Below are 15576 nucleotides of genomic sequence, written 5' to 3' on the forward strand. Positions count from 1 at the left end.
AATTCCTAGATTAGTCGCTTAGGCCTTTCCATGCCATCTCAAAAAAGTCGATTGCTCTGTGAGCGTTGACATCCCATCCTCTACTGGCAGCATTCACGTGACGATGAAACCCACCTACGGTAGCCCCGAAGTGCCAAAGTTCATCATCAATTATCGCGAATCGGTCATGTATGTAGGGGAACTTATTTATTGTAAATTTTATCTGCGCGTCGAGTGGCGGATAAAGTGGGCCTCTACGATCTGTGACCTCTTTGGATAAGTCCGAAAATACATCTAGCGCCTCGTTTTGATCGGGCGGTGCGCCTGTTAAAATACGTACTGATTTAAGCTGGTCGGTATCCCGAAACCAGTTTGAAACCTTTTCGAGTCTTTGGTTGTGTTTAGGTTTTTTGCCATCGTCGGAAAGGATGCGTTTGTCAATAATCCATACCCGTGACTGTGCTGCAAGAATAGCATTGGAGAACTCGTCAAAAATTTGTACTCTTTCCACATTCTGCCTTGCCTTAATTGCGGCAATGTCGGGGAAATACTGCACTCCTTCTTCGCGATAGTGGGGCTCGCAAGGAATCAGGAGTTGGGGTTTGAGAGTAGACTCAGCTTCCGGGACGACACTCACTGCGGGAGTAGGTGAAAGCTTAGGCATCTGATTCGTCCCGCTCGGCGAGCCCCTCAAAAGCGGCAGAGTTATCAAACAAATGACTTAGGTAGTCTAGAACTTTTTCGCCATGGGGAATCCGCATAATCAAGGTCGGTCGTACGCCAATCGAATTTAATGAACTGCCAAGCATCCAGACTCGACCATCTACAGCGATAAATCGGTCGTGGAAGTATGTCTCGATCGTTCGCGCAATCTTGATTTCAAGGGGGTTGCTGTGCAGGGTTCGGAATTTTTCTATATTAGTTTCTAACGCGCTGAGATCATCGCCCGCCAAAGTTGCCGACTTCTCATCCCCTTCTGATGTTTTGGGCTTGCTGAATGCGTAGTCAGATGTGAGGATTTTAACTTTAATATCATCGCGCTCAAGTGCAAACAGATATTGCACGATCTGAGTAGCACCAAAATAGGGGTCGGCGATAAAAACGCTAACACGCGCATTTCTAATTTTGGCTCTGATGTGATCTAGCGCCGCCTTGCGTTGCCCGGTGCCAAACCACGTTTGATCGTATAGGCGGGCACTGTGGTTTAGATTTCGCTCATTCCGGGCCTCAGTCAACCGCTTGAAGGCATCGGAGTTGTTCTGGGGATCTCCGTAAGTCTGAGCGGAAGCTAACGTCTTTTTCTCGGTGTGATATTGATCTGCTGGGCTCCTTTTACCCTCGTTTTGCGGCACGGTGACACTGACGCGTCGCTCAACGACCTCTGTCGTTAAGTGCATTTGTCGCAAGAATGATCGCATAGGTGTCTGTAGTAACACACCGCGTTGCTCATGCGCTAAAACCAATCCAGCAGTATCGATAGCAGTTGGCCTTTTGATTTCTATTAGGCCATCCTCAGGCACTTTGAGCGTTTGAAAAGAGGTCAGCATACCCTCCTGCCCCTCAAACACAGTCAAGTTAAGGTGTTGTAAGGTTTGGCCTGGATGAGGCTTTAAGTGGAAGTAAAGTGACTCCGAACCCTCGTTCTTCGGTTCGATGAACTGTCTAACTGAGTGAACGTCTAGGTCAGGGACGGCAAGCGTGAGGCCGCCTAAGTATTCTGGATATTCTCTGAGATCGACATGCATGTGTCTTTCCAAGAACTTAAAGGCCTCGTCGGCATTGTCTCTCCGTCCATTAGGGGTCAAGAACTCTGGCCATGATTGATTTCCGGAGATTCGACGAGAGTACCGGGTGATGCCGATATTTCGGAACGGGACAGAAGAACGTTCCGATGACCCGGTCAGACTTTCACTTTGCATAGGTACACCCAAGAGCGGCCACCTAGGAAAATCGTCTAGGCTTGCTACATCCAGAGGAATACCATCTGAGTCCTGGGAGTCCTGAAAAGGAATAGGTGTAGTAAAAGTTTCAAATGAGCTTCTGTACCAGTTGATAGCGTCTTCAGCTCGCATGACTATTCGATCAACTGCGATGCCGCCCTTTTCCTTTTTAAAGCGTTTGATTGCCGCTTCATGACGTTTAGAGGGTATTTCTCGTCCCGGTGGCAATAGCCAAACCGAGGCATATAATAAACGGAGGGGTGGTCTCTCGGTTTGATCCGACTTGGGCGGTATCAGCACGGCAATGCGAACTACTGCATAGTCAAAGCTCTCAAGGGCATCGTTGTATTGGTAAGATGATGAAAGGCTTTCTAAACTGTCCATGTTTGGCTCTTACTATGGCGCGATTTACGGGTCGCTGGGTTTGTCGTTCTAGTGCGTCGATTTTACCGAAAGTTTGATGAAGCTGCCATTGTGCTATCAAATGTTAACGGTCTCGGAGGCAGGCGTGCTATTGAAGGAGAGGCACCACGAAATGCTGGAGATTTGATCCTGCCAGCGAGGCGTAGCCGGAAAGCAAGTCTGACTAGAATAATGACGACTTTTCGAGGGGGCTCGAGGAGGGTGACGACTAAGCTCGGTGGTTGGGACAGGCATCGCAACGCCATTAACTGAGGTGATGGGGTAGCGCTTGATGGCGTTTTTACAACAGTAACGGATGATATTTTCGAGAAGGGGACTGTTGGACCTCAGGCTGGGGGCATCCTTTTCAAACCATCCATAGCATGCCCTCAAATATGCCCCCAATGTAGCAATCCACTGGAAGTGAATGGAGCTCCATGGTTTGTGGAAGGGCAGAAATGATCAGCCGAACAGCCTGCCAGCCGACGCCTAAAGACTCTCAGGGTCGCCAAAAAACATTTTGACTGGGCTCTAGGGCGGTAGTTACAACCTGAAAAAATCGAATTGTGCCCCCAGTTTTGCCCCCATTTGCACCGGATGTGCGAGCGGTCGCGAATGGCGATTTCTGACAGAAGACCAGGCTGGTGCGGGGTGGCTTGCAGTGGAACTCCACATTTGATCTGGAAGGAGGGTCCAGGGCTCATCAAGGACGAGCTAATCCGCTCTCGCTCGAGAGCAGCACCTGCGATCGGTTGTGTTCGACCCAAAGCGGACGGTCACGACAGACTGCTTTTGGCTAGGAGCGGTCAGTATCCTGGACGTGAGTATGGCGTTTTGCTAGCGTCTGACGCTCGCTTACCGAACCGCGTTTAAAAAGACGATGAGGTAGCATAAACAACTACTTTCCTGAGCCAGTGAATGACCCCATTATGCTGAAGATAAAGATGTATCCCGCAGGCAATGGTGATGCATTCCTGATCCGTTTCGAGGGCGTTAACATCCTGATCGATGGTGGTTACGCTTCGACCTTCGACCAGCACATACGCAATGACCTGAAATCCATTGCACTTAGCGGGGAAAGCTTAAGCTTGGTCATTGCAACTCACATTGATGCTGACCACATTTCCGGCTTGCTCACGCTGTTGCGCGCCAATGGCAATGCAGCCAACCCCCAAATTATTCGGATCGACCATGTCTGGCATAACAGCTTGCGCAGTCTCGTGTGTCAAGCGTCAGATGAGCCGGAGGGTTTTGCTCGGATGATGCTGGAAAGTATCCGCAAAAGGGGGTATCCGAAGCCGGTGGCCAGTGATGCGCGCCCTCAGGAAATCAGCGCACGGCAAGGAAGCTCCCTAGCCAACCTGCTTCGCATCGGGGGCTATAATTGGAATTTGGGTGATGGTACGCAACTCATCAGTACCTTTAACACGCCGAGCGTCGAACTTCATTCAGCGATCATACAAGTCATTGGTCCAAGCGCAGAGAGGATGGACGGCCTGCAGCGTCTGTGGATCACTGAGCTGAGAAAAAAAGGCTATCAGGGTCCTGTCGGATCAGGGGAGCTGTTGGACGATGCGTTTGAATTTCTTTGTGCTAATGCGCCAGAAAGGATAAAGAAAAAGCCCGTTCTTATTTCCGCGAATCAAAATCAGCGACTGAATGACATCTACGAGCCCGATACATCCATCCCTAACGGTAGTTCGATTGCCACGATTATCGAGTTAGGCAACAAACGGATGCTTTTTCTTGCCGACAGCTGGGTAGAGGATCTTTTGGAGCAACTGCACAAACTGGCAGCCGCGGGCCACTCAATGCTGTTCGACGCTATCAAGATTTCACACCATGGGAGCGTTTGCAACACTAGCCCAGCGCTACTCGAGTTGATCGATGCGCCGATTTACTTGGTCTCATCGAACGGCAAACAACATGGTCACCCCGACTTTCCCGTGCTTAGGGCGATTGTAGATCGGCCTGCACCGTTCCATCGCAAGATCTACCTCAACTACCGAACACCTGCATCCATTCGCCTCAGTGAATATCAGTCCAGCTCTGGCGCTGGCTTTACAGTGATTGAGGGTGGGAATGATTGGATCGAAATGGAATTAGCCGACAATGAATGAGCAACAAGTCAAGCTTGCTACCTGCAAAATCACATGTGTCGATGAGCTTGGTACGGGATGGCTGATCTCGGCAGACAAGGTGCTGACGGCATATCACTGCGTAGCACCTGCCATCGACAGCGGTAACCCGATATCTGTGGAGTTTGGCGAGGGTGACGAAGAGGCGATCTTTGCGAGTGTTGTTGCCTACGACGCGGGTTTGGATGCGTGCATTCTGCTCTTGCCGAGTAAGTGTTCTAAAACGCCTATTGCGCTGTCTACGACGCTGCCTCGGGAGGGAGCTGAATGGAGGGCCTTTGGCCACCCAGTGGTGAAGTTTGAAATTGGCCACCGCCTCGAAGGGCGCGTCTCGCAGATACTGGACCAACCAAAAATGTCCATGGACTTAGATCTGTCCGTGAAGCAGGACACTGCGCTGACGGATTATCGGGGCCTTTCCGGAGCGGCACTCATCTGTGGTCCACTCTGCTACGGGATGCTCCGTATTGCTGTTGATCACTCTTTGGGGGCCATTAGCGTCGTACAGCTGGGGCAGTTTCTGATAAAGAACCAAATAGATCTGGAACAGCCGGAGGAAAAAGCGACTGCCAACGAGGGCAATGCCGAACGCCCGGAATTCTCCGAGCGGTTTGAGGCAGCAGTAAACCGGAAGTCGAGCGGTTTTTTGTTTCTCGAAGGCGCGCCGGGTATTGGCAAGACGACATTCTGTGAAACGTTTCAACCAGAACTGAATCGACTTGAGCTAGCAGGGACGTATAGCTTTGCCTCGGGGGATCGGGGCACCAATGCAACGCTGCGCATTCAGCCAGAAATTTTCCATGATTGGCTCAACACACTCGTATCGCTTCAAAGTACCGGTAAGCCAGCCAGGCTATCCGAAATGCACTACTCAGCGCTCGTAACAAACACCAGTAGCCTGTTTAGCATTCTTGCGGAGCGGTACGCTTCTCGCGAGAAGGTTGGCGTTTTGTTTGTCGATGGTTTGAATGAAGCGGCTGCGGTCGGCGCAGAAGCTTTTACCAATTTCATCGGTCTATTTCCAGAGAAACTTCAGGAAGGGCTAGTCATAATCTTCTCCGGCCCGAGCTATGCCCATGTCGCAGCGCCTCTGGGAAAACGCCTGCAATCGGACGACAGCATTCAGATGCCTGCCCTTGAAAGGGATGTGGCGACTGAGTTCTGCAAACAGGGGCTGGTGTTCGGCAGGACAAGTCCTTCCCTGGTCGCTCGAATTTGCGATCGTGCGCAAGGTCACCCTCTGTACCTCCATTATCTGATTGATTACGTCAACGGCGGCGCAACCGACGAAGAACTGGACGAATTGCCTACCTTCAGTGGAAGCATTCGAGCGTACTACGATGTGTTGTGGGCGCAACTGCTGAGCGACGCGGAAGCGGTAAACCTGCTTGGGATCATGGCCAGGCTTCGATGGGGCATCCCAATGGAGCAGTTTGCCAACATCCTTACAGGATCCGAACATGGCGCGTTTGTTCCCACAACAACCCGTATTCGCCACCTGCTCTTGTCCCCTGAGCAGACGGCTGTATACCACGCCTCTTTCTCGGATTTTCTGATTGAAAAGACGGCCCACCTCGAACAAAACACACAGCTTCGACTGGCCGATTATTGCTGCGCACAGCAGGCGACCGACTACGGACTGTTGAATGTTGTTTACCACACGCTACGCGCAGGCGATGCTGGAAAAATCCAAGCTATTGCTGTTTGTCAGCAGGATTGGATCGATCATTGTGTCACTAGAGGGGCAGATCCAGACACTTTGCTTTCTGACATTGAAGAGACGCTTGCTGCGGCGACGCAGGTGGCGACTGCCGTCGAAATAGTACGGATGCTGCTGATACAGCAACGCCTTCATTTCCGCTACAACACTCTTTTTGCCCAGCACGCTAGATTGGCGGCGAAGGCATTGATCGCGTTAGGCAAGTCAAATGAGGCATTGCAGCACACCACTCGGTATGGCCACTTGATTGTGCAGCCTGCGCACGTGTTAGGGCTCGCGCTGCAATTGACCCAAGCCGGAGAAAAGGATGCAGCGCTGGATTTGCTGCATAAGGCTGATCAGATTGTCGAAGAGGCTTTGACGGCGCCTAAGCAAAAAGTATCGGCTTTCATTGATCTTGTTCATCTACGCATTCACATTCTTGCGTATATGGCTCATGCTGGCCGGGCTGAGGCACTACATGAAATACTGGCGTTCAATAAATCAGTTTTTGCATACCTCAAGCATGTTTTTCAAGATGCCCCCGAGAAGCAGCTCGATGAGGTACTGAATGAAATTTTCAGCGATTTTTTGGGGAGTTTAATGTGTCTCCAGGGATACTACCTGCCGCTGTTAAAATTGCCCCAATTTTCTAACAAGCCCCCAGCAGTACTGTTGGAAATTCTTGTCCGTCAGCTGAACTCTTACCACCTCTGCGCCTTAACCAACAACCTGCCTATAAATCATCAAACGATTTCTAAGGTGTTTGATGACATGGCCACGGTTTTAGAGAAGGCCGACAAGAAATCCCTCGAGCTAACCACATCAATCCTAGACACACTGATTCTCTTGCGTGCCCCTTGGCCTTTGGTCAACAGCCTCGCTGGTCAGGGTCTCTTGTCTGCACCACCGCCGGTCAACATATTTAATGTGAATAAAGTGAACGTCGATGAGGAGGCTCTCGACGAAGGCACTTCACAGTGGCGTGTATCTTCGTTTCTTCAGGCTGATCTTAAGTGCCCTGCCGTCGTAGCATGGGAGGAAACACACTGGCAACACAGTCTAGAGGGTGTCGTCAAAGCACTGGCCTGGTGCGATGGCAAGGCACGGCGCGCGGTCGTAGAGGAAAGCACGGCAGTCATTCGACAAACCTGGTTGGATATCGAGAGGGTGGTGCTGCAGCCTTTACGGCGTTTGACCTTGATCCAGCGCGTAAAGTGGAGTGACTGCTACGCCATCCCCGAGGCGGTGTTGCCGAAGATTTACGATCAGATTTTGACACTGTGCCTGGACTGCTACCCCAACGAGATCGGCAAGCTTCTCTTACTGATTGACGAACGCTTCTCGGATCAGTGCGGCATGTACTCGGAAGGCTTCCGCAAAACCCTATTGACGGTACTGAGCCGGCTGTCGCAGGCGACGGTAGACAGCAATGATTCTGACTTGACGTTCACATTGGCAGAGCGCTTTAACGAATATGTGAAACGCAATCTGAAAAATCGCCATGAGTTGGTGCCGGAGTTACTCCAGCTCATTCCTATCTTCAGTCAGTTGGACGCAACGGAGCTGGCGGATGACATTTACCAAGCCGTGCTTTCAGTTTCCATGGGGCCTGGCTGGTATAAGGAGGATCAACTAGCGCTCATGACCCGTACGTTGATGCGCTTTCCTGCAAAAGAGGTGCTTGCCCGACACATACTGCCAAGCGTTGCTGCGAACCTTGACAATGCCAGTGGCGAAATGACTTTTCAGCGGTACGTGCGCTTCAGCAAGGCTGAGTTGCTGGGAGAGATGTGTAGGAGAGGGCAGTATGGCAACGCGGTACGGTACTTTCAGCGCCAGGCTTGTGGCACGGCTGAAGAACTGTTGAAAGAGGCGAGTGAGGGTGACATAGATAGACCTTCACGTTTACGGGGTATGCGGTTTCCTGGCGGTTCACTGGACGAGCAAGGCGCAATAAGTCAGATGTTGAGCCAAACGGGGTCGAGCGCAAGTTGGCAGATCAGTTGGGCGCTGCTCGAGATATTTCAGCACGGTGACAGCAATGATCAGCTCTACTGGGGAAAAGCTTACGCTCGATTGATTGAGCAGGAGGGCGACGACAATGATGCTCTGGCGCTTATGTCGGAACGTATGCGCATCATTGTCAAAGCCGACGTCAATCGGGATCAGCGTCAGGAGTTTCTAGAAGCATTTCAGCAGCATCTAGACGCTCGCTATCGCCAAGCGTTTGCCAGCGTTCTGAGTGAGCTTGGGTCTTCTGATCATTCAAACAGCGTCAAGGATATGTTAGACGGTAATCCGTTTTCTAGTACCAGGCTCGAGCCAAATGAGGCGGAGTTGGCGCAGGAGTCTACCGAGGACTTAGATGATGACTTCTCAATGATGCCTGGGCTGTTTGGAAAGTCGTCAGCGAGTTCTGATGCCGCCGATGCTCTCAAGAAAGCCCGGGCACACCTAACCAGGCGTAACAAAGAACACGCCAAAGAGGAGGCCATCCACGCTCTAAAAGCTTTCCAAGATGGCGACTGGTCAATCTGGGGAGACCTTTCTGATATAGCTCGTGGAGCCGAAAACTTACTGAGTCAAAACTCCTCAGACGCTGATTCTTTGGCCCGGTCGTATGGCCCTCTAATTCTGGCTGAGCGCTTCGCCGAAAAATGGAGGATCGCGGATCATCTCATGGGGCGGATAGCAGAGCTCCTTACTGCGGAGGATAGAACGCTAATTGCAGAATGCGTGTTGGAGCATGTCAAGCTCATGCTCGCATGCGAAGACGAGAGATTGCCCTCCTATCAGTTCCTTGAGGGAAGTAGCTCAGCCAGTGCAACGGATTCATTCTTGGAACTTGTTTTGTGGCTGATTGACCATCCTCAATGGGGGCGCCGTGACAAGGCGGCCGAACTGGTGACGTGGCTCATCGACTCCTATCCTGATGGCATGCGAGTTTTTGTCGACCAGGCTTTTTCCATGAGCAATGGATTCCGAGCGGATATTCTTTGTGGCGGGTTGGACAACCTATCGCAACTCCAGCCTCTGGATTTTTGGAATCGCATTGAACCCTTGCTTGATTTGCCTAACATCGAATCCAACTGTAAGCATGTCGGCCGTATTGCCGTACTGCTTCGAATTGCCGGTCGGGCAGCAGGGAAAGGGGCCGATTCAGCTTCTGCTGCGCTTTTAACCCTGCGAGCAACAATTCAGGGGAAACGTGAAACTCAAACCCATCTTGCGAGCGATCTGCTTCCCGTATGGGCTGATTCGGTCAAATATGAGTGGGACGCACTTGCCACGCAGGGGTTAGCTACGCGAGAAGTCGCAGACGCCATGACCAACAAGCTCGAGCAAGACTGTGCGCCTTTAGATATCGAGACGGCTTGGCAACTGGAGGGATTAGTTTGCGAAGCATTCGGCGAAAACCCGCGCGCAGCATTGAATCGATGGAACGCGAAGCTTCGATACGCATTGCATACGTCGCTCCATTCGTTCGCGTCGGAAAACGACTTGGAGCCTATAGAGCGCACACTTAGAACCTACAATCCGGTACCTTTGCGATTGGTGCGTCGGTTCGGCTTCACCTCTCCATCCGAGCAGTGGCTCTCGTGCCTGAACGGCAGTGTTTCTGCAGGGTTTGTTCCTGCAAGCGATACTCATCTGTATCTAGATTTTCATGAGCTGGTAATGGAAGGGGACACTCCGTGTCTGTTGGAAATAACGGCATTCCTTTACCCTATGGGACGACCGGCTTGGCCTATGTCACCGTTACGTACATTCAGTTCAACCGAAGCTCCGAACATTGATGACTACACTGCTGGCGAAGTTTGCTCTAGCGTTAATTTCAAACCCGCTTTTTTGGGCGTATTCACGCCCGCTATGCCTCTTCTAGGCTTCATGCATTTGAGCGGCACTTCGACGTCCGACTTTGCCCGATCTTATTGGCGCGATGGCAGAGTTACAGCTGCAAGAGGAGCAAAACCCATGAGGGAAGGTTGCGGCCTATCCATTAGACGTGATGGGCTTCAACTGCCTCCGGGTTGGAGCATTGGCTGGAGGGTAGAAATAAATGGGCAGCTTGTGGACATACTAAGTGCAACGAAATAGGAGAGCGTATGCGACCAAAGATCGAAGCTATGAAAACACCAGAGACACGAGCAGAGTTTGAGCATCGGTTCAATCTTCTGCACAACTCAATAGATCAGGGAAGATATTCATTTCCTCGCGATTGTGTGGATGGATTGATGGCTCTGAGGCGCCTGCCAAATGGCAGACTCGATATTCTGAGTGTCAATCAGGATGTTCGAATGCAGATGAATATGATGGTTCAGTTTGCGGATGTTATGAAGGGCTCACTGCCGAGCGATACGCGAACGGCAAACACGCCTTCCGAACACTAAAATGAGGACGATAGTGTCCGCCTGTAGGCGGACACTATCGTCCTTAAGGCTGGAGTTCGAAAGGTGAGTTGGCCGGACGCTTACGGTTATTTACCATTGTTGATTTCGTTGTCGAAACCTGGGACGAGAAAATCGCCCTTAAAAAGTGTTTTAGTGCCATTGTGAGCAAACTGCGAGCGCAGCCGGCTCGACGACCTCATTCGTAAGGTAGTTCACCAAGCAGCCCTATCATCAGATCTCCACTGAGGATTTCAAATGGCAGCTCGATATACTCGTTCGGATGTCGAGGAATGGCTTTACCGTCATGACTCGAGTTCTTCGTATGACCCAGCACCTTTTCACCATTCTCCTTGATGTAGGGGAGCACGACGATACGGCCATGATTCTTCGAGATGATCGTTCCCTCGTGCCAAATAGTTTGGCCGCTGCCGCTCGCTGAGTCGCCGCCGATGGTTTTGACTACCCAGCCTGGTTTACCATTTTCCTCGTACCAAAAAACGAAGCCACTCATGACCACTACCCGCTGACCGCGGGACTTGGCCTCAAGCAGAATTTTCTGGATGCTTGCATGTTGAAGCAGCTGGTTGGCGCGAGGCAGCAGCAAGGCGCGGATCGCGGCTTTTGTCTTCCCCCAATGGTCAGTACCTGAGAAACCAAACCCTCTCGCAATTTTTTCGCGAACGCAGTACACCGCACATTTTTTGGAGGGGCTTATGCGATGCGTCCAGTCGAATTCCTTCGTCCGAGCTAAGGCGACTCGGTAACGCGGGAAGTTGATGATTTGCAGGTAGGGGGCTTCCTCGAGTTGACGGAAAAGATCCTCGTGCAGCCCCTGGAGTTCAGAGGGCAGAATGAGGTCTTGCGCCGCAGGGCGTGGACTGGAAGCATGCCTGCGCAGTGCCTCAGTGAGCATCAGAAGTTCTTCATCAGCCAGGCGTTCTTGCACGGTGATTTCTTTTTCAGCCTTGAGGGTCACTGATGTCTTCTGAGGCTCGCTGAGGCCAAGCATCTCGATACGTTCCGCAATCCCTTCGTTGAAACTAGATGCGACTTGTCGAGCTTCCTCCTGAGTTGCGTAGTTGTGCGCCTTAGCGTGACCTTCTGCCTCAACGTAATCAGGCAGCCATTTCAGGTCACCTGAAGGAAGTAACTTGAGGGCGTAGATCAACCAGCGATTCGTCTCATACCAGCGAAACGGAAAGGTCGCCAGCGTCGGATATATATATCCAGGCATTTCGCTCAACAACATTGGCTCACCTCCAGCATGCAGACGTGGTCAGGATGACCACTCCACATATGCTGCGAATGCTAACTTTTGTATCGCTTAAATAGGTTGTCTGGCGCCACATAGACTTTACCTCGCGCCCGCGAGAATGCCACGTAAAGCTTGTTTCGGGTCTGAGCCACAGACTCATGAAGCTTGCCCACGAGATACTGATTCCACGCTTTAGTGCCTAGTATCACGCAGATGTCTTCGTAGTGATCCTGGCCCTTGCTTGCTCCCCAATTCTGCGAGTAGCACCCGTATTTGTAATGCTGCTCATAGAACAGTTTGACCACGTTTTGATCGCGATGAAGCTGATCGGCTAGCTCCTGGGTGTCGACGTTCACCACCTCACTCATCCTGTTTTCATGAGCGTCTATGTAGATCTGCAGGTGAACACGAATAAACTCACACACAGTCGTCCCACATCGCCAGCTTTTGCTTAGGGTCTCCTTGTCGACCGCGATTTTGGCGTCCTTGAATCTCTTCTCATAGCGCGAGATGTCGTTGTGGAGCGGACCATTGACCGCTCCGTCGCGGCTTGTATCGAAGGTGTGCTGGTAAAAGTCGCCCACGAGAAGCATGTCGGCGTTGGCTGCAGATACCTCCAGTAGCAGGTTGAAATCGTGCCCGGCGAAATCCTGCACTTCGTCAACGTAAACGGCATCGTAGAACCGCTCGATGCGGGCTCTAACTGCCGGCAGAAACCCCTTCACCTCGATCAACTTAGCGAGACGGTTGTGGTACAGCCTTCCGCTAGTGTCGCGATAACGTCTCGTGTCATCGAGTGCAAAGTTCCGTTGTGGCGGCCGCCTGAAATTCAATCCCCTCGTGTTCAGCTGCAGCTGCATTATGGGGCGATAACAGAACCCATGCAGGAACGAGAAGTAGGTCATCAGGGAGATGTTCGACGGGATGGTGCCAAATTTCTGAATGATCCGGTTGCGCAGGTGGCTATGGTTATTCTCGGTATAGGTGATGATAAGAGCGCGCTTTTCCAGGCTGAGGCAGCTAATCAGATGCGTGGTTTTACCCGAGCCTGCCACCGCAAAGATCACTCTTTTATCCATGCGATCGCATCCTTGATGTACTGGGGGGCAACCAACTCGTCCGCTTTCTTCGTGAGCAGCTCGAAGGCTGCGTCTGCCTTGTTCTTGAGCATGTACTCTTGAACGGTTAGCTTCTTCCGCCCTGCGCCGAACAGGGCTTCACAGGCGGCCTGGTTGTCCTGGTACAGACCGATCTCGAACGTCGAGCGACTGTTGTCCTGATCTGCAAATATTCGGGCGCCGTTGTAGAGGCAGCCCTCATAATTCTCCACACAGTGCTGCTGGTAGTTCCCATCGTTGTCGCGGATTGCCGCCACGTTGATTCCCAGAAGCTTTCCGAGCTCCAGGTAGCGTTTGAAGCTCGTGCCACCGATGGAGATGATGTGCACCTGATCTGCTTGCGGCGATCGACCGTCGGAGTGCTTCTTGTACATCTCTTCGATGAGGATGAACTCGGCATCACCCTCGACTAAGATGACCTTCTTGGAGAGCGCAAACTCCAGAACGTTGTTGTCAGGAGCCTTCATGAAAAAGGTGGCGGTGCCGCCGGAAAGCGCTCTTAGACGACCAGCCTTCTGGTCGCTCCCCAGTAGCAGCGCATGGCGAAGGTCGAGCCTGGAGCAGATGTGGCTGCTGTGTGTGGCTATGAAGAGCTGATTGCCCGCTGTGTTGGCCAACTGCTCGACCAAGAGCTTCATCTTGGTATGGCTGAGATGGTTCTCGGGCTCCTCAAGGAGAAGGGCGTGGAGCTCTCCTTTGGCCTCATGCCGTCGCAGCGCGAACTCAGTCTTGATGAAACACTGCTCACCTTTGCCGCGGTTCTCGATGGGGATGCCATCTTTGGTGATGATCAGGTCGGTTTCGAGATTGGAGCGGATACTGGTTCTTACCCCGAATTGATAGGCGCCCAGCTCTGCGTTAAGTGCGGCAAGTTCGTTATCACGGAACGCCTCTTTGCCACGACGATAGCAGTTCTCGAGGCTGTAGCGCTGCGGCGGTTCAGCGTTGAAGCTGAAAACTGTGCGCGTGTACTCTCGCGTTGCGTATTCGCTGTCGATGCGGGAGCTGTCCAGCATCAGGTGCTTCACAGGGCGTCGGTAGCTGACATGCGGGGCCGCTGAGAACGTGGAGAACTTCACGGCGTAGTATTCGTAAGGGAAATTATCGGGATCCTCGCGAAGCAACTGCAGGATCGTCGTGCCGAACTCCTCGATCAGAGGCGCAATCTCCATCCGGAGTCCATCAGTCATAGCCCCCGCCAAATTTTGCGTGCCGTAGAATCCTTGGTCGTCACCTTCCTCCAAGAATACATCCACGATCAACGTCGGAAGCAGGTCGAGAGTACGCGGCCCTCGTTTGAAAGCACGCACCGCTGCCTGCGCAAGCAGTGATTCGTAGCCGATGGTTTCAACACGGCTTCGGCTCGCGCTTAGCGCAAGATCCAATGCGAGCAGCACGCTGCTTTTGCCTGTCTCGTTATCACCGATCAGCACGTTGACCCCGGCATCAAACTCGAGCATCAGCGAGTCGAACTTCTTGAAGTTTTGGAGCATCAGTTTCTTGATTGCAGGCATCTCAAATTACCTTCCCCTGCGAGCCGATGCGATTGAGGGTGAAGTGAGCTAGCAGAACTACTTCCATGGTTTGCGCCTCTCCATTGGGGCTTGATAGCCGGAATTTGCTGGGCAGCCGCTTCGCGGAAATGGCGATCTGTCTCCGGGCGCCTCGATAGCCTGGATCCTCGCTTTCAATACGCGGCAGGCCGAGTCGGGGGGGAGGGCAGGCCGTTTGCCCTCAAGGTTTGCGCGATCGCTGATTATGAAACGGACTGATGAATCAATAATTACTGGCTTTTGATCGACGGGATCGTGATGCCGCCGGGATTTTTGATCGACAGCATGAGGCGTAGCTCTTGATCGGCTGTCTTCACCTTTCCCTCGCGTGACAACAAGCCGTCAAAAAACGACCCGGCCACCACGTATTGTTGATCGATGGCGTCATTAGTAGCTTTTTCGGGTATGAGATTTTCAATCCCGCCCATCCTTGCCCATTCCATGCCATGGCGCACGAGCGCTAGATAGTAGCGAAAGAGGAGGGGGTTGCCCTTTAGAAAATTTCTGACACGAGCAGGGGAATGCCCTTTCTCAACCAGGAAGTCCTTTGCTAGCACTGAGGCCATGACGTAAACAGCTGCCAGTCTCTCGCCAGTTGTGCAGCCTGGATGTTTTAACGCCTTCATTCCCGCCTGGCCAAAAAACGTCTTGATCTTTTCAGTGGTGTCTTTTAGGCGATTTAGATTTTTTGCGTGATCAAGCTCGTCGAGGCTGAGCTCATGCTGCACAGCAGGTAATAGAGCTTTGAACCGTGCGACTACAGGCCCGTCAGGATCATTAGTGGCCAGCTCGCTTACCAGGGCTCGTAACCAGCTCGTTGACTCCTTGCAAACCATGTTTGGCTGCGCACATCTCAGCGTATCCATTTCGTACCGGAGCGCCTCCGCGATAGAGATCGAAGCCAAGATACGTCCCCGCTTATTGCTTAAGATGGCTAGTGAGCCCCGCATCGTCTCCCACCACTTTTCACCTTTGGCCATCTCAAGAAGCGCAATGTCCAGCAGTACGAATTTGGCGGTCGGCTCAGCCGCAATCACGGACTCCAGCTCAGTACTCCTGAAGAAGTTTTGGTCAAGCGCAAACACTTTTGCCATGCGT

Annotated in this window: 9 protein-coding genes; 3 read left to right on the forward strand and 6 right to left on the reverse strand. The window is 52.1% G+C overall.

What is annotated here, in order from left to right; all coding sequences use genetic code 11:
• Positions 1-10 precede the first annotated feature (10 nt).
• Positions 11-643 carry a hypothetical protein gene (locus tag CKW16_RS15555; protein WP_095129140.1) on the reverse strand — a complete coding sequence of 211 codons (633 nt, stop codon included), beginning with the start codon at positions 641-643 and terminating at the stop codon, positions 11-13.
• Positions 636-2303: a VPA1262 family N-terminal domain-containing protein gene (locus CKW16_RS15560; protein WP_095129141.1), complete on the reverse strand. Its 1668-nt coding sequence runs from the start codon at positions 2301-2303 to the stop codon at positions 636-638. The genes CKW16_RS15555 and CKW16_RS15560 overlap by 8 nt, the downstream gene beginning before the upstream one ends.
• A gap of 947 nt (positions 2304-3250) precedes the next feature.
• On the opposite strand from CKW16_RS15560, the gene avs1a reads away from it, so the two are divergent.
• The 3 genes from avs1a to avs1c are packed head-to-tail and all read left to right on the forward strand — an operon-like array spanning position 3251 to position 10552.
• The gene (gene avs1a / locus CKW16_RS15565) at positions 3251-4441 is read left to right on the forward strand and encodes an AVAST type 1 anti-phage system MBL fold metallo-hydrolase Avs1a (RefSeq protein ID WP_095129142.1); all 1191 of its coding nucleotides are present in this window, start codon (positions 3251-3253) and stop codon (positions 4439-4441) included.
• Positions 4434-10259, forward strand: coding sequence for an AVAST type 1 anti-phage system protease Avs1b (gene avs1b / locus CKW16_RS15570; RefSeq protein ID WP_095129143.1), 5826 nt, complete (start codon positions 4434-4436; stop codon positions 10257-10259). The genes avs1a and avs1b overlap by 8 nt, the downstream gene beginning before the upstream one ends.
• Positions 10260-10288: 29 nt before the next feature.
• Positions 10289-10552 (forward strand): AVAST type 1 anti-phage system protein Avs1c, encoded by a 264-nt coding sequence (avs1c, locus tag CKW16_RS32855; protein WP_371918034.1) that lies wholly within the window; start codon positions 10289-10291, stop codon positions 10550-10552.
• Positions 10553-10748: 196 nt separating this feature from the next.
• Here the strand turns inward: avs1c and CKW16_RS15580 are convergent, their stop codons facing one another.
• The 4 genes from CKW16_RS15580 to CKW16_RS15595 form a co-directional block, all read right to left on the reverse strand.
• The gene (locus CKW16_RS15580) at positions 10749-11801 is read right to left on the reverse strand and encodes a hypothetical protein (protein WP_095129144.1); all 1053 of its coding nucleotides are present in this window, start codon (positions 11799-11801) and stop codon (positions 10749-10751) included.
• 59 nt (positions 11802-11860) lie between these two features.
• Positions 11861-12886 carry an AAA family ATPase gene (locus tag CKW16_RS15585; protein ID WP_095129145.1) on the reverse strand — a complete coding sequence of 342 codons (1026 nt, stop codon included), beginning with the start codon at positions 12884-12886 and terminating at the stop codon, positions 11861-11863.
• The gene (locus tag CKW16_RS15590; RefSeq protein ID WP_095129146.1) at positions 12871-14439 is read right to left on the reverse strand and encodes an ATP-dependent endonuclease; all 1569 of its coding nucleotides are present in this window, start codon (positions 14437-14439) and stop codon (positions 12871-12873) included. The genes CKW16_RS15585 and CKW16_RS15590 overlap by 16 nt, the downstream gene beginning before the upstream one ends.
• Positions 14440-14708: 269 nt before the next feature.
• On the reverse strand, positions 14709-15572 hold the full coding sequence (locus CKW16_RS15595; RefSeq protein WP_095129147.1) for a hypothetical protein: 864 nt from the start codon (positions 15570-15572) through the stop codon (positions 14709-14711).
• Between the last annotated feature and the right edge of the window lie 4 nt (positions 15573-15576).

It is taken from the genome of Pseudomonas sp. Irchel s3h14 (assembly GCF_900187425.1).
Classification (GTDB): domain Bacteria; phylum Pseudomonadota; class Gammaproteobacteria; order Pseudomonadales; family Pseudomonadaceae; genus Aquipseudomonas.

Bases quoted from the DNA above. Each gene is read 5' to 3' on its own strand.
- CKW16_RS15555 (WP_095129140.1), bottom strand. From the start codon at position 643: ATGCCTAAGCTTTCACCTACTCCCGCAGTGAGTGTCGTCCCGGAAGCT.
- CKW16_RS15560 (WP_095129141.1), bottom strand. From the start codon at position 2,303: ATGGACAGTTTAGAAAGCCTTTCATCATCTTACCAATACAACGATGCC.
- avs1a (WP_095129142.1), top strand. From the start codon at position 3,251: ATGCTGAAGATAAAGATGTATCCCGCAGGCAATGGTGATGCATTCCTG.
- avs1b (WP_095129143.1), top strand. From the start codon at position 4,434: ATGAATGAGCAACAAGTCAAGCTTGCTACCTGCAAAATCACATGTGTC.
- avs1c (WP_371918034.1), top strand. From the start codon at position 10,289: ATGAAAACACCAGAGACACGAGCAGAGTTTGAGCATCGGTTCAATCTT.
- CKW16_RS15580 (WP_095129144.1), bottom strand. From the start codon at position 11,801: ATGTTGTTGAGCGAAATGCCTGGATATATATATCCGACGCTGGCGACC.
- CKW16_RS15585 (WP_095129145.1), bottom strand. From the start codon at position 12,886: ATGGATAAAAGAGTGATCTTTGCGGTGGCAGGCTCGGGTAAAACCACG.
- CKW16_RS15590 (WP_095129146.1), bottom strand. From the start codon at position 14,439: ATGCCTGCAATCAAGAAACTGATGCTCCAAAACTTCAAGAAGTTCGAC.
- CKW16_RS15595 (WP_095129147.1), bottom strand. From the start codon at position 15,572: ATGGCAAAAGTGTTTGCGCTTGACCAAAACTTCTTCAGGAGTACTGAG.